General features: G+C 46.7%; 17 protein-coding genes and 1 pseudogene. 17 read left to right on the top strand and 1 reads right to left on the bottom strand.

The genetic code is table 11. The annotated features are described in order from the left end of the window. Nucleotides 1-248: 248 nt before the first annotated feature. From LSG31_RS02635 to aroQ, 13 genes are all read left to right on the top strand, one after another. Nucleotides 249-1442, top strand: coding sequence for an ABC transporter substrate-binding protein (locus LSG31_RS02635; protein ID WP_347437863.1), 1194 nt, complete (start codon nt 249-251; stop codon nt 1440-1442). 19 nt (nt 1443-1461) lie between these two features. Next, nucleotides 1462-2343: a branched-chain amino acid ABC transporter permease gene (locus LSG31_RS02630; protein ID WP_347437833.1), complete on the top strand. Its 882-nt coding sequence runs from the start codon at nt 1462-1464 to the stop codon at nt 2341-2343. Next, nucleotides 2340-3425 carry a branched-chain amino acid ABC transporter permease gene (locus LSG31_RS02625; RefSeq protein WP_347437832.1) on the top strand — a complete coding sequence of 362 codons (1086 nt, stop codon included), beginning with the start codon at nt 2340-2342 and terminating at the stop codon, nt 3423-3425. Before LSG31_RS02630 ends, LSG31_RS02625 begins: the two co-directional genes overlap by 4 nt. A gap of 88 nt (nt 3426-3513) precedes the next feature. Further along, nucleotides 3514-4278, top strand: a complete 765-nt coding sequence (locus LSG31_RS02620) for an ABC transporter ATP-binding protein (protein WP_347437831.1) — start codon at nt 3514-3516, stop codon at nt 4276-4278. Then, nucleotides 4278-4982, top strand: a complete 705-nt coding sequence (locus LSG31_RS02615; protein WP_347437862.1) for an ABC transporter ATP-binding protein — start codon at nt 4278-4280, stop codon at nt 4980-4982. Before LSG31_RS02620 ends, LSG31_RS02615 begins: the two co-directional genes overlap by 1 nt. 259 nt (nt 4983-5241) lie before the next feature. Next, the gene (locus tag LSG31_RS02610; RefSeq protein WP_347437861.1) at nt 5242-7059 is read left to right on the top strand and encodes a methyl-accepting chemotaxis protein; all 1818 of its coding nucleotides are present in this window, start codon (nt 5242-5244) and stop codon (nt 7057-7059) included. A gap of 615 nt (nt 7060-7674) precedes the next feature. After that, entirely contained in the window at nt 7675-9114 is a 1440-nt protein-coding gene (locus tag LSG31_RS02605) for an aldehyde dehydrogenase family protein (RefSeq protein ID WP_347437860.1), read from the top strand. Nucleotides 9115-9193: 79 nt separating this feature from the next. After that, nucleotides 9194-10954, top strand: a complete 1761-nt coding sequence (locus LSG31_RS02600; RefSeq protein WP_347437859.1) for a thiamine pyrophosphate-binding protein — start codon at nt 9194-9196, stop codon at nt 10952-10954. A 150-nt stretch (nt 10955-11104) separates the two neighbouring features. Further along, nucleotides 11105-12304 carry a CaiB/BaiF CoA transferase family protein gene (locus tag LSG31_RS02595; protein WP_347437858.1) on the top strand — a complete coding sequence of 400 codons (1200 nt, stop codon included), beginning with the start codon at nt 11105-11107 and terminating at the stop codon, nt 12302-12304. Nucleotides 12305-12447: 143 nt separating this feature from the next. Next, nucleotides 12448-13275, top strand: a complete 828-nt coding sequence (locus LSG31_RS02590; RefSeq protein ID WP_347437857.1) for a sugar phosphate isomerase/epimerase family protein — start codon at nt 12448-12450, stop codon at nt 13273-13275. A gap of 105 nt (nt 13276-13380) precedes the next feature. Next, nucleotides 13381-14121 (top strand): MFS transporter, encoded by a 741-nt coding sequence (locus tag LSG31_RS02585; RefSeq protein WP_347439424.1) that lies wholly within the window; start codon nt 13381-13383, stop codon nt 14119-14121. A gap of 20 nt (nt 14122-14141) precedes the next feature. Next, nucleotides 14142-15314, top strand: a complete 1173-nt coding sequence (locus LSG31_RS02580; RefSeq protein WP_347437856.1) for a Gfo/Idh/MocA family protein — start codon at nt 14142-14144, stop codon at nt 15312-15314. Nucleotides 15315-15391: 77 nt separating this feature from the next. After that, nucleotides 15392-15829 (top strand): type II 3-dehydroquinate dehydratase, encoded by a 438-nt coding sequence (aroQ, locus tag LSG31_RS02575; RefSeq protein WP_347437855.1) that lies wholly within the window; start codon nt 15392-15394, stop codon nt 15827-15829. An 87-nt stretch (nt 15830-15916) separates the two neighbouring features. On the opposite strand, the pseudogene LSG31_RS02570 reads toward aroQ, so the two are convergent. Next, nucleotides 15917-16024, bottom strand: a pseudogene (locus LSG31_RS02570) (LacI family transcriptional regulator); the annotation flags it as partial. A gap of 291 nt (nt 16025-16315) precedes the next feature. Between LSG31_RS02570 and LSG31_RS02565 the strand changes: the two are divergent. The 4 genes from LSG31_RS02565 (at nt 16316) to LSG31_RS02550 (ending at nt 20984) form a co-directional block, all read left to right on the top strand. Next, on the top strand, nt 16316-17473 hold the full coding sequence (locus LSG31_RS02565; RefSeq protein WP_347437854.1) for an acyl-CoA dehydrogenase family protein: 1158 nt from the start codon (nt 16316-16318) through the stop codon (nt 17471-17473). 20 nt (nt 17474-17493) lie between these two features. Beyond that, nucleotides 17494-19656: an acetate--CoA ligase family protein gene (locus tag LSG31_RS02560; RefSeq protein WP_347437853.1), complete on the top strand. Its 2163-nt coding sequence runs from the start codon at nt 17494-17496 to the stop codon at nt 19654-19656. A gap of 118 nt (nt 19657-19774) precedes the next feature. Beyond that, entirely contained in the window at nt 19775-20569 is a 795-nt protein-coding gene (locus LSG31_RS02555) for an enoyl-CoA hydratase/isomerase family protein (RefSeq protein ID WP_347437852.1), read from the top strand. Next, entirely contained in the window at nt 20562-20984 is a 423-nt protein-coding gene (locus LSG31_RS02550) for a PaaI family thioesterase (RefSeq protein WP_347437851.1), read from the top strand. The genes LSG31_RS02555 and LSG31_RS02550 overlap by 8 nt, the downstream gene beginning before the upstream one ends. The last annotated feature ends 29 nt before the right edge of the window (nt 20985-21013 follow it).

Below are 21013 nucleotides of genomic sequence, written 5' to 3'. Positions count from 1 at the left end.
TATTCCGTACAGTGGAATATGAGGTTGAAGAAGGTTTTTAATTATTTTTAGATATCAAAAAAAACGCTTTTTAAATCGATCAAATGAAAGCGATTTAATAAATTTGAACGGTTGCTAGATTGATCGATAGTGAAAAGGTAAACGGTTTTTAGGGGGGATAATTAAGATAGCAGATCGGAACGTAAAGAAACAAAATATGAATCATCAAACATGTATTGAAACATTCGTTTAAGAGGGGGATTTATAAGATGAAAATCAACAATCAAAAGAAAGCATATCTTCAAAAGGGAAAATTATTGGCCGGAATCTGTTTAAGCGCAACATTGGCTGCAGCCATAACCGGTTGTGGATCGTCTTCCAACAATTCCGGCACATCCGGTTCCTCCGGATCTTCGAGTGGCGGCACGATCAAAATTGGAGAAATCGGCGCAATGAGTGGAAATCTGGCATCGTTGGGTACATGGGATAGCCAGGGGTTGCAAATGGCAGTGGACGAAGTGAATGCGAAGGGAGGCATTCACGGGAAGAAGGTTGTGATCGATAAAATCGACGATCAAGGCAACCCGTCTGTCGCGGTCAATGATGCCAATAAGTTAGTGAACGACAAGGTGGTTGCTGCATTTGCCACACCAGAGAGCACAACGACGTTGGCTACTCTGGACATTTTTAATCAGGCGAAAATCCCTCAAATTACTTCCGGGCAGGATCCGAATATCACCAAGAAAGGAAGTCAGTTTGTCTTTCGGGATACGGCAAGCAGCCAAATTTTCGATAAAACCTTGGCAGATTATGTTGTGAACAAGATGGGACTTAAAAACATCGCCGTTATTACCAATTCAGGCGCCTTCGGAAAAGGTGAGCATGATGCCTTTGTAAGCGCATTGAAGGCTCATAACATTACGCCCGTTTCCGATCAGATTATAACGCCTGACGCAAAAGACTTCAGTGCACAGTTGACAACGATTAAAGCGGCAAATCCCCAGGTGTTGTTTATTGGAACAGAAGAGATTCAGATGGGGCTGATTGCCAAACAGGCGAGAGCTTTGGGGATTAATGCCAAGATTGTTGCCGGTGCAGGCGCGGCGACGCAGATTTATGTGAATACAGCAGGAAAATCTGTGGCAGATGGAACGATTTTCTCGACGACATATGTCACAAATGATGCGAATGCCGAAACAAAAGCGTTTGCCGCTGCATATAAGAAAAAATTCGGACAGGTAGCCGATTCCCATGTGGCGAAAGCGTATGATGGCGCGAAGATGCTGCTTGAGGCCATTGATAAAGCATATCCAAACATTGATGGCACACATATTCGCGACGAATTGCTAAAATTGAACTACCATGGCTTGACGGGAGATTTCAAGTTCAACGCTCAGGGAGAAGGTCTTGACAAAACACAAATGGGAAGTATTAAAAACGGCCAACCAGAACCACTACAATAAATGAGAGGATTATCGACGTATGAATCCACATGTGACGATCTTGCTACAAAGTTTGATTGGCGGCATTGGCATGGGAAGCATTTACGCCCTCGTTGCCTTGGGGTATTCCATGGTCTATCGGTCGATGGGACTGGTAAACTTTGCGCATGGCAATATCTTCATGGTCGGGGCGTATATCGGGACGGTCTTCTATGTCTCCATGCATACCAACTTTGTCCTCGCATTCGCATTGGCGCTCCTTTTGACGGCCGGTCTCGGCATGATTGTGCAAAAAATTCTGCGGCCGCTTGAGAAAATGGATCTGATTTACATGATGTTGGGGACGCTCGGGATCGGAATCGTGCTGCAGAATCTATCGATTATTATTTGGGGACCGGACGGGATTGCCGTCCCCTTCCCCATCAACAATACGCCCTGGATGGTCAAGGGGATCTCCATTGCTCCCTATACACTGGTGATCGTTGGGGTGGCGGCCTTGATCGTGATCGCATTGCAGCTCTTTTTGAATCGAACGAAGATTGGGTTGGCGATGCGCGCATCCGCCCAGGAACGAGACATGTCGTTGGCATTAGGCATGAATGTCGGCTTGATGAACGGGCTCACCTTGGCCATTGGCTCGGCTTTGGCCGCCTGTGCGGGCATGCTGGTTGGACCGGTCTTCTATGTCAGTCCGGATATGAGCACATCGGTCGGCATCAATGGATTTGCGGCTGCCATATTGGGCGGCTTCGGCAGTATGCCTGGCGCCATTGTGGGCGGACTGGTGTTCGGCATCCTCGAACAACTGGTCGCGACACAAGTATCCGCCTGGAGTGAAGTGATTGCGTTTGTGATCTTCGTTGTGGTGCTGATTTTCAAACCATCGGGCATCGTAGGGGAAAGGGTGGTGGATAAACTATGACAAGCCAGGATATGACAAACCGGGATCTGGCAGGCCAGGAATTGCAGCCGGAGCAGGCGCCCTCCACTCCTTTGGAAGGGTTCGCACCGGTGTCGGAGGGATCTGCCAGCCGGTCCGCCGCGAAGCGGACATGGAGAAACAGCCGATGGTGGATCAGCATGGCGGTTGCGCTCTTTCTGATTCTGCCCATCGCTTTGAACAACTATCAAGTGCATATTTTGGACCTTGTTGTACTCTATATGATTCTTGCCATCGGATTGGATTTGACCATGGGATATTGCGGCCAGATGAATTTGGCCCATGCGGCGTTTTATGCGGTCGGGGCGTATACATCCGCCATCCTGACCACACGGTTTCATTTTACGTTTTGGGAAGCATTGCCAATATCGATTGTTTTCAGTACCGCATGCGGCATCCTCATTGGGTTGCCCTCCCTCAAAGTCCGGTCCCATTACCTGGCGATTGCGACATTGGGATTGGCGATCGCGATCAATGATATGCTTGTCAATCTGAACGGATTAACGGGTGGACCGACCGGCATCACCGGCATACCCAAACCCCATGTGTTTGGCGTCGCGCTGGATTCGGAATATCTCTACTATTATCTGGTTTTGACGTTTACGGTCCTGTTGTTCCTGCTGGCCAAAATCATCACGACACATTCGATTGGACGCAGCTTTCGCGCCGTTCGCGAGGATCATATTGCCTCTCAGGCGTTAGGCATCAATATCGCGAAACAGCAGATCCTGGCCTTTGCGCTTTCCGGTATGTATGCCGGTGTGGCCGGTGTCCTGTATGCCCATATGCTTTCCTATGTGAGTCCGGATACGTTCCAAATGAATGAAATGTTCTTCATGCTGACGATTGTGGTCATTGGCGGCATGGGCAACATCTATGGCTCGATCGCGGGAGCGGTCATCTTGATTGTCGCCCGCGAATGGCTCAATCAATTTCAAAACTGGCAACAAGTGGTGTATGGCGCTTTAATTGTCGCATTGGTCGTGTTCTTGCCGGGCGGATTGGTGAGCATCAAAACACTCTTTCAACACCGGAAGCGATCCCAGCTCTATCGGGTGAAATAATCGGAATTGGCTGAAAGAATCGGATGCAAACGCGTGAATGCAAACGTGCCATTTGGTGGCTGGCAATTTTTTTGAAAGGCGTGAAAATATGGAACTGCTGCAAATCAAACAGGTGTCCCGGGAATTTGGCGGCCTGAAGGCGATTCAGGATGTCTCGTTTCCTGTCAGGCAAGGATCGATCCATGGCGTGATCGGCCCCAACGGATCCGGGAAAACCACACTCTTTAATGTGATTAGTGGATACTATAAACCGACACAAGGCGAGGTCTGGTTTGAAAACAAGCCCATCCATGCGTTGTCGCCGTTTCAAGTCAATCGGGCGGGATTGGCCCGCACCTTTCAAAATTTGCGGTTATTCAAAAAAATGACGGTGCTGGAGAATGTTTGCGCGGTTCTGGACCGGGAATCGGGCATTCGGATTTGGGACTATGTGGTCGCTCCCAAACGGGTCTTTCGGATCGAAAAGGAAACGATTCGAAAGGCGGAAGCCTTGCTGGAAGTCTTTGATCTGTTGGAGTGGCGCGATTTTCTGGCGGAAAACTTGCCATACGGCGTACAAAAACGCTTGGAAATCGCCCGGGCGTTGGCGACACATCCCAAATTGCTTCTGCTGGATGAACCGGCGGCAGGACTCAACCATACGGAAACGGACGAGTTGGCGCGCATCATTCGCTACATCCGCGACGAGCGGGGGATTACGGTACTCGTCATCGAACATGATATGAAACTGATGATGACGATTTGTGAAACGATAACGGTCATGAATGAAGGGATGGTCCTGACGGAGGGGACGCCGAATCAGGTGTCCAAAAACAAACAGGTCATCACGGCCTATTTGGGGGGTGAGTGGTAATGCTGGCCATTCAGGATTTGCAGGTGTATTATGGCAAGGTCCATGCCGTGAAAGGCGTCAGCTTGACGGTTCAGGAGGGGGAAGTCGTTTCCCTGCTGGGTTCCAATGGCGCAGGGAAAAGCTCCATCTTAAAGACCATCTGTGGATTGACAAAAGCGGTCGGCGGCAGCATTTCCTTTCGCGGCAAGCCGATTACGAATACAAAACCCTACCGGCTGGTCAAAGAAGGGATCGGCTATGTGCCGGAAGGCCGGAAGATTTACCCGCTTTTGACGGTAAAAGAGAACCTGTTGACGGGCGCGTATCACCGCAACGACCGTGCGGGCATATCCGCAGACCTGGAGCAAGTCTATGAATATTTTCCGATTCTCCAAACGAAACGGGATGTGCTTGCGGGCAATCTGAGCGGAGGCCAACAACAAATGCTGGCCGTCGGCCGGGCACTGCTGACACGGCCCAACTTTCTGATTCTGGATGAACCCTCGATGGGACTGGCGCCAAGCGTTGTCGCGCAAATTTTTGCGATTATCAAAACATTGCGGGATCAAGGCATGACGATTCTGCTTGTGGAACAAAATGCCTACCATGCACTGACATTGGCCAACCGGGCCTATGTCCTGGAGACAGGGAAAATCGCCCTGGAAGGCAATGCGGAGGATCTGAAAAATAATCATCAGGTGCGGGAAATCTATCTTGGCATGTGATGGAATATAGTCAAGGAAATATGAAAACATGATCATGTATTTCATGTTCTTTGATAGCAGGATGGAACGGGAAACGACATAGCCCCCCCTTACACCTTATGTTTAGCCAGGCTAAATGAATCATATTGGCCTGGTTGTAATGCATCCGATGAACATATGAAAGCAAATCATATGGTTTTCGCTTGCTCTTCAAATCGGCTGGCAATTCTAAAGGAATTTTCATTTCAAGATTCTATTTCTTTTTTGAGGTGGCCTTATCATGCGTTTCAGACTATCTGCCAGTTTGCAAAAAATTAAAAAAATTTCACTATTTTCTAAAGATAAACGAATATCAAACATCACAAAGCGAAAGTTGTCATTTCGAAACTTATCGTTAAGTAAAAAACTGTTGACAGGGTTTATGGCCGTTAATGTTTTGCTTATTGGTATTGGCATGACTAGTATTCAGAATATTTATACTGTTCAAAAAAATGCCAATGAAGTTATCGATAACCAATTCAATTCTCTAAATTCTTTAAGCACCATGAGCAGTGAAATACATTCACTCCAAGAAAGTTTATTGCTTTCTGCGCAAAGCAATGATAGCAAGTCTTTCAAATCTATCGATCAATCCATAACAAAAATCGAAAATCAAATTTTGAATCAACTAAGAATTTCCGGTTCCCTCATACAAAATCAGAATAAGGAACTTTGGGATCAATTTGTAAGTGGTTTAAATGATTCGTTTTACAGTATTACGAATGACTTTTCGAATATTGAAGATAGCAAGATGTATGCAAAAGATTCGACGACTCACAATGCTATACAGTTGACCTCCATAGCAAAAGTCAATAAATCGATTTCCGAATTGGACACACTGATGCAAATAGAAACAAAGAAAGCAGATGAAACAAAAAATATAAGCAAGGCGCTGTTTAGAAAAACGTTAATTGTTACGATTGGAATTATAATCTTTTCTTTAATTATAAGTATCGCTCTATCGCTTTTCATTATTCGCATGATCAAAAAACCGATAAATGAAGTAACAAACGAAATGAAAAATATCGCAAATAGCAATGGAAATTTGACGAAACGATTAGAATTCAATACGAATGATGAAATTGGGCAATTGTCTCTTTCCTTTAATGGAATGATGGCGAATATACAAGGCATTATTCAACTGGTTGCAGAAAATACCGATCAGGTTGCCAGTACATCTGAACAGTTGTCTGCAAGCACCAATCAAATGATACAGGTTTCAGAGGAAATCTCCCAAGCAACGCAAGAGATTTCAGCAGGTGCCGAACAGCAACTTTCAAGCGTAAATATAACATCCCAGTCCATTTTTGTAGTAGTAGACCAAATCAGTCAATTGCGTCAAAATACGTATGAAATTCACTCTTCATCTGCCAAGGCCAAAGAAAGTGTTGAAGATGGAAATCAAACAATACAAAATGTTGCAAATGAAATGAAGTCGATTGTTGAATACCTAGAACAATTAGGGCAACGGATTCAATCTCTAAATCAACACGCGAAACAAATCGATTCGATCGTTGATATTATTCGGGAAATTTCATCTCAAAGCAATTTGCTGGCACTGAACGCAACGATTGAAGCGGCTCGTGCCGGGGAACATGGCTTGGGTTTTGCTGTAGTAGCAGATGAAGTGAGAAAATTGTCGCAGCAGTCCAATGAATCTGCATTGAAGATTGGGCAGATCATACGGAAGATCCAGGAAGACACAAAACAGACAGTTGAAAATATGCATTTGGTGAAATCGAAAGTGGATACAGGCTTACATGCAATTTCAATCTCCGAAAAGTCTTTCCATACGATACATGATGCTGTAAAAGATGTCGATCATCAAATACAGAATACTCTCAGCGGTATTGAAACAGTCAACCAAGGAATTGCGGAAATTTCCAATTCCAGTAATATGGTCATTGCCATTGCAGAAAACTCGGCAAGCAATACGCAACAAGTAGCTGCGTCCATTCAGGAGCAGACATCTTCTATCAGTGAAATTGCTTCTTCCATTCAGCAACTATCGAATATGGCCGAAGTATTAAAAAATGTGGTAAATCAATTTCAATATTAAGTGTTCAATACGAAATGTTCAATATTAAGCGTACTTGCATAAATGGATAGCACTATCCATTTTTTCTTTTTCCGCTCCGGTTCCGCCTTCTCCGCCTGCCATACTTTGTTTACCTTCTTTGACAAGAATCACTTTCCAAAACACCATCGATATCAATTCGCTGTAACCGTTTTATCGTTTCTTATATGAAATCAGGATCCGCAATTTCCTCCATATACGCCATGACAATGGCAGTCTGAAAAAAACGCCCGTTCTTCAACGATGTCATTTTGAAATATCAAATGAAATGCCGAATCGAGTTGTCCGCGTTCCAATTCCATGTGTATCATTCTTAAAATAAACTATTGCAATTCGATTAAAAGTTTTGTAATATTTCTTTAACGGATTCCGATAAGCGTAATTAAATTCCGCTGAATGGAATTTTATCAGTCGGAGATTCCGCCAAATTCAAGTTTCGCTTGATCGGTGGAGTTATACACATATTTCGTGTTGATAGTAAAGTAAGCGCTTGTATTTTAGTGTTTAAACTGACTCATCTTATGATGGTTTAGTTGCTATTTCATATCCAGGTTCTTTTATTTTTCATTCATCATTTTAAAAAGCAGGTGATTAGACATGAGTATAAGAAAAGCACAGTCGTACATTGATAGGAAATGGATTTCAGCGGGACGGGAAGCCGTTTCGATCATAAGTCCGTACTCGGGAGAGGTGATTGGCGAGCAATTTTTGGCAACACCCGCGGATGTGGAGCATGCGTTGGCAACTGTCCATGCTGCCAAAACAGAGATTGCGAACATTCCTTCCCATGAACGGGCGCGGATTTTAAAACGGGCATCGATGCTGCTGGAGCAAGAAAAGCGGAGATTCGCGGAAATCATCTCTCTTGAATTAGGAAAGCCTTTAAAAAATACCCTCGATGAAGTGTCGCGCTCGATCGAAACATTGGAACTCTCAGGAGAAGAAGCGAAGCGGCTCATCGGAGAAACGATCCCTGGCGATGCCTCTCAACGGGGCACAAGAGCGATTGCAACGACATTTCGCGTTCCTGTCGGTGTGGTAGGCGCGATTACGCCGTTTAATGCTCCGTTAAATCTGATCTGCCATAAGGTAGGTCCGGCATTTGCAGCAGGGAACAGCCTGATTTTAAAGCCGGCTCCCCAAACGCCTTTGATTGCCACAGAACTTTTGAAATTACTACTCGATGCCGGTTTGCCGGAAAACGCCATCAACATGGTTCTTGGCGGAGTGGAAATCGGCCAGCAGATCGTAAAAGATCCTCGCGTCCATGTGGTATCGTTTACCGGCAGTGTGAGGGCAGGACAGAATATATCGGAATTGGCCGGGATGAAAAAGGTGCTGCTGGAGTTGGGCGGAAACGCGTCAACGATCGTACATGAGGATGCAGATTTGGCACGGGCGGCCTATCTGTGTGCGCGAACGGGATACAGCAATTCCGGTCAAAGCTGTATCTCAGTCCAACGGATTTATGTCCATCATTCTGTCGTCGAATCGTTTGCGCAACGCTTAAAACAGGAAGTGTCAAAGCTGAAGATCGGGGACCCGCTATTGCCGGATACCGACATTGGTTGCCTCGTCGATGCAAATACGGCAAAACGGGTAGCGGATTGGATTGAAGAATCGATCCGGTTGGGAGCCCAGTTGATTTGCGGCGGCCGACGCAACGGTGCGACTGTGGAACCGACCGTGCTGTTGAACCCGCCAAAAACGAGTAAAGTCGTCTGTCAAGAGGTGTTTGGACCGGTCGTGAGCATTATTCCTTATGAAACCATTGAAGAAGCGATTGCCGAGACGAATGATTCTCCCTACGGACTGCAAGCGGGGTTGTTTACCAATCAAATGGATTTGGCATACAAAGTGGCGCATGCCCTCGAAGTGGGCGGTGTGGTCATCAATGGCACTTCGAATTTCCGGCTGGATCATTGGCCGTATGGCGGTGTGAAGAACAGTGGAATCGGTCGCGAGGGTCCTCGTTTTGCGATTGAAGATATGACAGAGATGAAAATGATCGTATTGCAAATTCCTGAACAGGGATGAATGAAAAAGATGATAAGAGTATGACAAGTTGATCCATTTTAAACGTTACCAACACTAAATTTAAGGAGGCTCCTGGCCAATGAAAGATTTAATCTCGCATCAACTGGTGAAGTATCTGGAAGATCGGGGCGTCGAACACATCTTTGGGCTTTGCGGCCATACGAATATTGCGGTATTGGCTGCTTTGGAGAAAAGCTCCATCCAGTTTATCAATACGCGCCACGAACAAATCGCCGCACATGCGGCCGACGGGTATGCCCGGGCGAAAAAACAAACGGCTGTCGTTTTGAGTCACTTGGGCCCTGGTTTGACCAACGCGGCCACAGGCGTTGCCAATGCGGCCTTGGATTCCATTCCCATGGTCGTGATCGCAGGCGATGTCCCCAGTCACTATTACGGCAAACATCCACACCAGGAAGTCAATCTGCATGCGGATGCATCCCAATACGAAATCTATCGTCCCTTCGTCAAGCGGGCGTGGCGCGTGGATCGTCCGGATCTGTTTCCCGAGATTCTCGAAAAGGCGTTCCAATTGGCGGAAAGCGGAAGACCCGGCCCGGTGCTCGTCGATGTGCCCATGGACATCTTTTCCAAAGAAGTGGATGTGGCGCTGTTTGAACGGTTGAAGCATCATACGAAAACGATCCGGAAACCATCGATCGATGAGGAAACCGCCAAACAAATCATTGAAAGACTCTCCAATGCCAAATATCCGCTCATCTATGCGGGCGGCGGCGTCATGCTGGCAAACGCGGCGGAAGAGCTGCGGGAGTTTGTCGGGCATCTTGGCATTCCTGTGGCGTATTCGGTGATGGGCAAAGGCGCCGTAGCGGATGATCATCCGTTTGCATTGGGCATGACCGGATTCTGGGGCACACAGTTTGTCAACGACAAGTGCCGGCAGGCGGATTATATTCTGGCGCTCGGCACGCGGTTTGCGGAAGCGGATTGCAGCTCATGGGAACCGGAGTATACCTTCCATTTCCCGCCTACGAAGTTGATTCATATCGATATCGATGCGAACGAAATCGGCCGCAATTTCCCCGTCGAAATCGGAGCGGTGGCCGATTTGAAACAGGCCTTGACGGTTCTGAATCGGGTCGCCAAAGCGATGGTGCCGCAAGGCATGCAAAAGGAAGCATTAAAACAAGAAATTGCTTCCTATAAAAAAGAATTTACAGCCAAGAATCATGTGCATATTGAAAATCCTTCCTTCCCCATGCGGCCGGAACGGATTTTGCAAGAGGTGCGCGAAGCATTGCCGCGGGATGCGTATATCACCACAGACGTGGGCTGGAATAAAAACGGAGTCGGACAACAATTCCCGATCTATGAAGCGGGTACGATCTTGACACCCGGCGGATATTGCACGATGGGATTTGGAGCGCCGGCCGCATTGGGAGCGAAAATTGCCCAACCGGAGAAAGTGGTCGTTTCCCTCGTGGGCGACGGCGGGTTCGGACAAAATCCTGCCGTGTTGGCAACCGCTGTGGAAGAAAACATACCGGTGATCTGGGTGATCATGAACAACTCCGCATTCGGCACGATTGCAGGCTTGGAAAAAGCCCATTACGATACCACATATGGAACCGTATTCAAGAAAGAGGGGCAATCCTATTCCCCCGATTACGCCAGCATCGCCAAAGCGTATGGGGTGGACGGAGTCAAAATCCAGTCGGCCGAGGAATTTAAACCTGCGCTGCAGCGGGCGATCGCATCCAACAAGCCGTTCGTGATTGATGTCGCGATGTTAAATGAGCCGGTTCCGACATCCGGACACTGGAATATCTTAGATATTTACTCGCCCAATGAGAAAAAATCCCATGTCAGTACAGATTGATGTTTGCGTATTGAAACGACTTTATCAAAAACTCAAAATTATTAAATATATTCAAAAATATTACGGATAAGTTTCATTCATGTTTCTGCGATGAGAGACAACCCTTATCGTAGAAACATGGAAATTCGGAATTTCATGGAGGACACTACAATGGGACGTTTGCCACTCGAAGGAGTCAAAGTACTGGATGTTTCTACGATGATTGCAGCTCCCTTTGGAGCCGTGCTGTTGGGCGACTTTGGGGCTGATATTATTAAAGTTGAAATGCCTGGAAAAGGTGACACGCTGCGGAGTGTGGGGCCATTTCTGGACAAAGAACCGCTCCGGTGGCCGGGATTATCCAGAAATAAGAAATCCCTGACATTGGATTTGCATAAACCGGAAGGCATTGAAATTTTTAAAAAGCTGGCGGCGAAAGTGGATATTATCATCGAAAATTTCCGGCCAGGCACATTGGAAAAATGGGGTGCCGGGTATGAAGAATTGAAAAAAATCAATCCGAATTTAGTCATGGTGCGGGTATCCGGATATGGCCAGACAGGACCTTATCGGGAAAAAGCAGGCTTTGGCACACCGGCGACGGCGTTTAGCGGGTATACGTATCTGCAAGGATTTCCAGATCGGCACCCGGTAAGCCCGTCCTTTTCCCTTACGGATTATATTACCGGAATCTACGTAGCATTCGCTGCTGTGACAGCCGTGTATTACCGCGATGTAAATCCGGAAGGCAGCGGCCAAATGGTGGATATCGCACTATATGAATCGGTATTTCGCATGATGGAGTTCTTGATTGCCGAACACGATCAGCTTGGCAAGGTAAGGGAGAGGGCGCCTGGTTTATTTGGACACTCAAGTCCGTCCGGCACATTTCAAACCAAAGATGGTCAGTGGGTTGTGCTCGTCACAAGCACCGATTCTACCTTTGAGCGGCTAGCCAAAGCAATGGACAGGGAAGACATGTTGTCAGATCCCAAATTCCATATCAATGCCAAACGCCTGGAAAATAATGATGAGACAAATCAGATTGTGGCCGATTGGATCCTCACCATGAACCGGGACGAACTGCTGCAAAGGCTGGATGAGTATGGCGTGCCTGTGAGTCCTATTTTAAGTATCAAGGATATTTTTGAAAATCCGCAGTACAAAGCACGGGAAAATATTATTGAAGTAAAACATCCGCGATTGGGTCAGATTAAAGTCCCGGGGATTGTCCCGAAATTTGAAAAAACGCCTGGAAGCATCAGACATGTAGCGCCTGATTTAGGTGAGCATAACAATGAAATTCTCAGCAGTTTTTTAGGGTTAAATCCAAAAGAAATCGAGGAATTGCGCGAGAACGGTGTCATTTGAATTTTATTGCACCAATAACTGATAAAGGTAATGAAATAATAGTTTTTATTTAGACCGATCTATATAATCTATAACTCGTTGCTAATTCGATAGTAATATTTAGTACATCGTTAGAAATCGCTAGATTGGAGGAATACAAGAAGATGACAAGACAATTTTCACTGGCTCACCTTACAGTGCTTGGCTGTACGCCTCCGGAAATGACTTATATAGCCGCACGAACCGGCTATGATTTCGTCAGTTTTCGGCCCATCGATCTGGGAACTCCCAACGAGCCGAAATATCCGTTAGCCGAAGACAAGGTGATGATGCGACAAACCAAAGCTGCACTGGCCGAAACGGGCGTAAAGCTGCTCGACATCGAACTTGCGCGCATCTATGATGGCGTTGATCCGAAAATCTATCTTCCTGCCATGGAAGTTGCGGCTGAATTGGGCGGGCGTCATATTCTTACCAGCGCTTGGACCGAAGATCGAAATTTCGTGATTGATTGCTTTTCCGAACTTTGCGATCTGGCCAAACCGTTCGGCCTGACGGTGGATTTCGAATTCGTCACATGGGCGAGTGTCACGACTCTCAAGGAAGCTGTCGATATTGTCAGCGCTGCTAACCGGGAAAATGCCGGCATCATGGTTGATACGCTTCATTTCAACCGTTCGCACGTCAGGCTTGAGGAGCTGGATTCGGTGCCGCGGGAATGGTTCCACTTCGCACATGTTTGCGACGCGCCTAAAGAGATTCCGACCACGCGCGAAGGCTTGCTCCATACCGGACGTGCAGAGCGCCTGTATGTGGGCGAGGGTGGCATTGATATTGCTGCCATCCTAAATCGGATGCCCGAGATTCCCTATTCGTTGGAGCTGCCGCACGTCAAGCGTGTTCAGGAATTAGGTTATGAGGAATTTGCGCGGCGCTGTTTGCAAACCGCAAAGGACTATCTCGATACTCACTCATCTCCATGCAATCGGTGATTATTGCCAAGGAATCAGAATTTATTTAAAGTGGGAGGAAACGTAAATGCAACAACAGATGGACATTCATAGAATTCAAATGAAAAACAGTCGACCCACTTCGCTATTTTTTGGTTTAAGTTTTATCGGGATCCCAAGGATAGCCGCTATATCAACCAGGCAGAGATGGAGTATATTCGCCAAGGCGGCGGACTTGCCGAAACAGCAGGCACGGTAAAAACATTGAATCTGGCACATTTGCGGCATCTGTTTAATCATCGGCAGCTCTGGGGGATTTATATCGGTCAGTTTGCCAATACATCCACGCTGTTCTTTTTCCTGACGTGGTTCCCGACATATCTTGTGTCAGCAAAGCACATGCAGTTTCTGAAAGCCGGATTTTTAGGATCGATTCCGTACATTGCGGCATTTTTGGGTGTAATATTCAGCGGGTATTTGTCAGACCGGATGTTGCGGCGCGGATTTTCCACAGGAGCATCCCGCAAAACTCCGATTATTACAGGCTTGCTGCTTGCCTGTGCGATCATCTTGGCCAACTATACGACTTCCACGAGCATGATAATCACGATCATGTCAGTGGCATTTTTTGCACAAGGCATGTCAGCGATTTCATGGACATTGGTATCGGATATCGCACCGAGTGAATTAGTCGGCTTGGCAGGCGGGGTATTTAACTTTATGGGGAATCTGGCGGGAATAGTTACACCTCTTGTCGTAGGAATCATCGTCAATGCCACCCATTCGTTTTCCGGAGCCTTGGTTTTCATAAGTGTAGTCGCGCTGATTGGAGCGTTGTCTTATATCTTTATTGCAGGTAAAATTCAACGGATTGAAATAAACGAGTAGTAGAAGCGGGAGGAACCATTATGAAAACTGTTACTATAGCTTTAATAGGCGGCGGCTATGCGGCTTTTTTACATGCCAATGGATATGCAAAGGTGCATGGTGTACGTGTCAGGCTAAAAACGATAGTTGATATTGATGTGGAGAAAGTGCAAGAGTTTGCCAAAAAATACGGAATCGAACAAGTTACTGCGAATTTTGACGAGGTATTACAAGATGATGAAATTGATGTAATAGATATCGTGACGCCACCACATTTACACATAAAATTTGCTTTAAAAGCATTAAAAGCTGGGAAACACGTGATATGTGAAAAACCATTAACAGGTTATTTCGGTGAAGCAGATGATGAGAAACCGATAGGAATGAAAGTTTCCAAAGCCAAAATGTATGAAACGGTACTGAAAGAAATAGAAGAAGCCAGGGAAATTGTTAAGTCGAGCAATAGGATGTTTATGTATGCTGAAAACTATATATATTGCCCAAGCATAGTAAAGGCTGCGGAAATTATCCGAAGCAAAAAAAGCAAGCTGTTGTTTATGAAGGGGGAAGAAAGTTTAAGGGGCTCATCTTCACCGGTAGCAGGCATGTGGGAAAAAACGGGCGGCGGTTCACTCATTCGAATGGGATGTCATCCGCTTTCCGGGGTTTTATGGTTAAAACAGGTGGAAGCGCAAGCGAGAAATGAAGAAATTTCGGTGACAAGCGTGACTGCAGATATGGGGAACATCGGTAAGACATTAACGGCGCACGAAAAGAGGCACCTAACCAGTAATCCAATCGATGTAGAAGATTTTTCTAATGTTACCATTACCTTTTCGGATGGAACAAAAGCTGTGGTAATGGCAAGTGACAACGTATTAGGCGGAGTGAAAAACTACGTCGAGATCTATGCGAATGATGGCGCCATTATGTGTAATATCACACCTGCGGACAATTTGAAAACGTATTTTCTTGATCAGGACGGCTTGGATGATGTCTATTTTTCCGAAATGCAGCCGGAAAAGACAGGATGGAATCCTGTGTTTGTCGCAGACGAAATTTTGCGGGGCTATACATTCGAACTCCAAGAGTTTGCAGAGTGTGCTGCATACGGCAGAAAGCCGCTGTCGGACATTGATTTGGCGTATGAAACCACAAAAGTTATTTACGCAGCCTATCTATCGGCAAGCGAAGGCAGAAAAGTTACTTTTTAAAAACAGCGGCAACGAGTCAGTTACATTCGATTTGGAAAGCAGACTCGATGCGCGATACATGACGAGGAGGAGATACAATGAAAAAGATTCTTATGCTGCACGGAATTAATCACAACATGTTCGGGAAGAGGGATCCTGTGCAATATGGCACGATTACACTTGATCAAATCAACGAGCGACTGAATGAGCTTGCAAAAGAGCTAGGTGTTGAGGTGGAGAGTTTTCAGACCAATCATGAAGGCGAGATGTGCGAACGGATTCATCAGGCCTTTTTCGAGAATACGGATGCCGTTATCATCAATGCCGGAGCATGGACCCATTATAGCTACGGCTTGCGGGATGCCCTTGCGATTCTCACGGTACCCATTATTGAGATTCATATGTCAAATATTCATGCAAGAGAAGAGTTTCGGCATCATTCTGTTTTTGCTGAAATCGCAAAAGGCCAAATCTGCGGATTTGGGGTCGACAGCTACCTCCTTGGCCTGCGGGCAGCCGTTGCGGCCATCGAATAGCGAAATAGTTTGTTTTGTTTTTCCTGTTGCGTCAACGAGTTGCCAAGAGACCGAAATTGGGTAGAGCTGCTTGACGGTCTCTTTAAGAGCATTACAGTATCCTTTCTCGCGTTCTTTCCAAGCAGATGACTCGAATGGTCTGCCAAGAAACGCGATTCTTTTGTGCCCCTTTTTGATCAAATGTTCAACGGCCATTTGCCCGCCAATTACATGATCTGTTCCGACATAATCGAATTACTTTCCTGAAGTAATGAAAAATATATGTATAAATTAACATGTCGTATAAAATATATGATAAAGCTCCATTGATTGCTAATGGCTACTATCGTTCAATAAAAAAACAACAGTAAACAAAAATACGTTCTAAAGTTGAACACAATGAAAAACGAATCCTTCACGTCTGCAATTCATGAATAGAATCCTATACGCTATTTTATATTGGCACAAAACTTGCTTAAGTATAGGTTGCAGAGAGGAGAGGGAAAAATGGATTTTCAATTGACAAATGAACAAAAGGAATTGCAAAAATTTGCGAGGGATCTGGCGAAAGCAAAATTTGCAGAAAAGGCATTCACTTGGGATGAAAAAGGGGAGCCGCCGTTTGAACATGCAAAAATATTGGCACACCATGGGTTGCTTGGAATTACCGTTCCGGAAGAGGACGGGGGAGCCGGGGGAACCTTGTTTGACGCGCTGTTAGTGATGGAAGCTGTCGCACAAATTTGTCCACATACTGCCGATATGATTCAGGTGGGGAATTTTGGGGGGATTCGGCAGTTAGCTGCATATGGTTCTCCCGCTTTGAAAAAACGGATTCTTCCAACAATTCTTGGTGGAGAAAAGATGATATCCGCCGCGATGAGCGAGCCGGATGCCGGATCTGCTTCCACTGATCTGAGGACGACCGCGCGTATTGATGGGGACAAAGTGGTCATAAACGGAAGCAAAATCTTCAATACAAACGGGCCGTTCAATTCGTACTATGTGGTTTGGGTACGCTTCGGGAACGATGTGCGCTCTTCCGGGGCGATTCTTGTGGAACGGGGGGCGCCAGGATTTACCGTGGGAAAACTGGAGCGTCATATGTCAGGGGAAGCGCACTGTGCTTTGTATTTTGACAATTGCGAGGTACCCGTCGAGAACATATTGGTGCGGGAAGATGGTTTCCGCAAGCTGTTTCCTGTTTTCAATATTGAGCGGTTAGGCAACGCAATTCGCTCGCTTTCACTGGCACAGGCTGCATTCGATATGGCGGTTGAACACGCCAAGGTCAGACGGCAATTTGATCGTCCCCTCTGTGAATTCCAAGGACTGCAGTGGAAATTTGCCGAAATGAAAATCAAGCTGGAAGCTGCCAGACTGATGATTTACCGTGCCGCGGCAAATGCGGAGAAACAGCCGCCAACGGCGATGGATACGGCGATGGCGAAAGCGTTTGCGAATCAGTCTGCCTTTGAAGTCGTAAACGAAGCCCTGCAAATTTTTGGCGGCTACGGATATTCGACCGAATACCCGATTGAATATTTATTTCGGCGGATCCGTGGGTGGATGATTGCAGGGGGAACCATTGAGATCCTCAAAAACAAAATTGCAGAAGGCATCTTTGAACGCAGTTTCAGTCAAAGGCCGCCAAAGGCGAAATAGCGAAGGGAGGGTCCGGAACCATGAATGTAGTCCGTGAATGGGCGGAATTAATGGAACAATGTAAAATAGGGGACGCTCCTGTAGCAATGACTGAATATCAAGGTACAAAACAACTTGCCGATTTGGGTTTCCCTGTCGTTGAAGGTTATTTGGCAACAACAGAGGATGAAGCAGTCCAGTATTCTCGTCAAATCGGCTATCCGGTAGTCATGAAAATTATGTCGCCGCAAATTCTTCATAAAAGCGATGTGGGGGGAGTGGTGTTGGGGATCCAAAATGATTCCGATGCCAAAGACACGTTTGGCCTTTTACTTCGCAATGCCCGGCAATACAATTCTGCAGCGATTATTCATGGAGTATTGGTGCAGAAAATGCAGCCGAAGGGTTTGGAACTGATTGTAGGCGTCAACCGCGATCCGGTATTCGGTCATATGGCGTTTGTAGGTGCCGGCGGCACCACCGTAGAATTGCTCAAGGATTTTTCGATGCGCCTGTTGCCGATAAACGAGGTTGAAGCCGGAAGCATGCTGCAGCAAATGAAGATCTATCCTCTGCTTTCCGGGTACAGAGGGGCTAACCCCCTTGATGAAGCATCGGTTATTCAACTGCTGATGAAGCTCAATACACTTTGTTCAGAACTGCCTCAAATAAAAGAAGTGGATTTGAATCCGGTCTTTGTGTATGAGCATGGAATTGCGATTTCGGATGTTCGCATTCTGCTGGAAAAAAGCCGGCAGAATACGCCTGCAAACAGGATAAAACAAAGGTATCTTGATAAAATGTTCAACCCCAAATCGATTGCGGTAATTGGTGCATCCAGCAATGTTAAGAAAAATGGGGGAAGATTGTTTCATTATATTGTAAAGCACGGGTACAAAGGAAAACTGTATCCTGTGAACCCCGGTGCTGAAGAGATATTGGGATATCCATGTTTTCCTTCGTTGGAGGCAATTCCGGAGACGATTGATCTGGCTTGCATTATCGTGCGGGCGGAACAAACGCCGGAAGTGCTTGAATCTTGTATCCGAAAAGGGATCAAGGCAGCGATTATCTATTCTTCAGGTTTTGCTGAAATCGGATGGGAAGGACAACTGCTCCAGCAAAAAATTACCGAAATTGCAGACCGGGGCGGCATCAGTTTGTGTGGGCCAAACTCGATCGGCATCGCCAGCCCGATACTGAATACGTATACCGCTTTCGGAATGGCTTTGCAAACGGATCATCCCATTTCCGGCCCGATCGGCTTTGTTTCGCAAAGCGGCGCAATGGGGAGTGCGTTGTTGAGCAGAGCATGGGAACAAGGGGTCGGATTCAGCCGATGGATTAGCGTCGGAAACGAAGCGGATATGGCCATACCTGATTTCATCAAATTTTTGGTGGACGACCCCGAAACAAAAGTCATAACCGCATTTATCGAAGGCATTAAAGACGGATCCGCGTTTATCGATGCCGCTGAAGCTGCACGACAAGCAAGGAAGCCCCTTGTTCTATATAAAACGGGGATATCCGAAGTCGGTCAACGTGCCGTGCAATCTCATACAGGCGCATTGGCGGGAAATGATCAGGCGTATCAATGTGTTTTCGCAAAAGTCGGAGCGATCCGTGTAGAAAACGTATCGGAACTGATTGATGTATCGAGAGGGTTTATGATGCCTGTACTTCCAAAAGGAAATCGGATCGGTGTCGTCACAGCCTCCGGTGGAGCTTGCAGCGTGATAGCAGACGGCTGCAGCGCCATAGGGCTGAACGTTCCGCAACTGTCAACGGGCACACAGCAAGTCATTGCCGAATGTATTCCTCCATTTGGCGCTGTGCAAAATCCTGTCGACGTCACGGCAGAATTGCTTTCGAAGCCCGATATGTTTAAGCGGGTGCTTCAGGCCGTCGTAGCGGATCCGAATGTGGATGCACTCTTGATCATGCTGACGACATCGGCCGATCCGGTTGCTTCTGTCGTAGCGAGGGCCATTGTCGAGGTCAGGGATCAAGCAGACAAGCCGATTTTAGTCGGCAGGCTGGGAGCGGACTTTTTGGCGCCCCAGGCACTTCAGTACTTTCGCGAACATCAAGTTCCCGTATTCCCGACACCCGATCGAGTCGTGAAAGTCATGAAGTACTTGGTTGAGTTCGGAATGCATCAATATGGGAAAGAAGAAATTCTGATAAATCTGATCAACAAATAAATTTCTCAGCATCTCTACAAAAATTGTAAAATGATAGTAGAGTACACCGCTGCAGCTGCATGCTGAGACTTCGAGAATGCATGCTGTGACTTCGAGAAGAGGAGGTGGAAGTAAGCCGATGCGGTCAGATTATAAGGAATTGCTGGCGTATGAGGACAATGGGGTTCTGACGATAACTTTCAACCGTCATGACCGTTTGAATGTACTTTCGTCAACAATCAAACAGGAAATCATGGATTGCCTGAGAGAAGCCCAGACAGATGATTCGGTAAAAGCGATTGTGCTCACGGGAGCGGGAAAAGCTTTTTGTGCCGGAGGGGATTTAAACGGATTTGGCGGAATGGATGCGGTTGCGGCGCATCAGCATATGAGCCAGATCGGGACGATTGTTTCATTGATTACTGCAATGGAAAAGCCGATCATTGCGGCGGTCAACGGCTATGCCACCGGGGCGGGATGCAATCTTGCCTTAGCATGCGATATTGTATTTGCTGCGAAAAGCGCCAAGTTTTGTCAAAGCTTCCGCAATGTCGGCCTAATCCCTGATGGCGGCGGCACCTATTTCCTGCCGCGTCTGATCGGGCCAGGCAAGGCAAAGGATTTGATATTTACGGGAAGAATGTTGACTGCCGAGGAAGCGGAACGGATGGGCCTGGCAACTTTTGTCGTCGATGATGAACGGTTGCAGTCCAGCGTTGCTGAATATGCCAGGTCATTGGCTGCAGGTCCGAGTGTTGCCATCGGGATGGCGAAAATGCTGATTCATCGTTCTTCCCAATGTTCACTGGATGAAATGCTCGAATACGAGCGGTTTGCGCAAGCGCTATGCATGCAGACAGAAGATCATCAAGAAGGTTTGCTTGCATTTCGACAAAAACGCCTCCCCGCTTTTGGAAGTGGAAAAAATGAATAGAATCGCAGAAAGGAAGATTGTTGTGAGGAAAACGGAACCGGGAATGAGCCCTTTTTGGGATTATATCGGGATGCGGGAACTGAAAATTGAGGATGGATATGCAGAATTGCGAATCGATATAACCCCTGATTTGCTGCAAAGAAGAGGAGTCGTTCACGGAGGGGTGCTTGCCACGCTCATCGACGGAGTCATCGGTTCCGCCGTGCGGTCGACGCTTACGGATGAGTTGGGTTCGGCTACCGTTGAGTTGAAGGTAAATTATATTCGGCCTGCCAAAGGGGAGTATTTGATTGCCAAGTCCAAACTTACCTATCGCGGTGGAACATTGGCAGTCGGGCAAGCGGAAGTGTTTGATTCGGAAGGAACTCTTACCGCGATCGGAACCGCTACATTTATGATCCTGAAAAAAAGGTAACGGAGGGTGTCATGCCGAAGTACGAAAAC

It is taken from the genome of Fodinisporobacter ferrooxydans (assembly GCF_022818495.1).
In the GTDB taxonomy this organism is placed as follows: Bacteria; Bacillota; Bacilli; order Tumebacillales; family MYW30-H2; genus Fodinisporobacter; species Fodinisporobacter ferrooxydans.
This window is presented reverse-complemented; position numbering and strand designations above follow the sequence as displayed.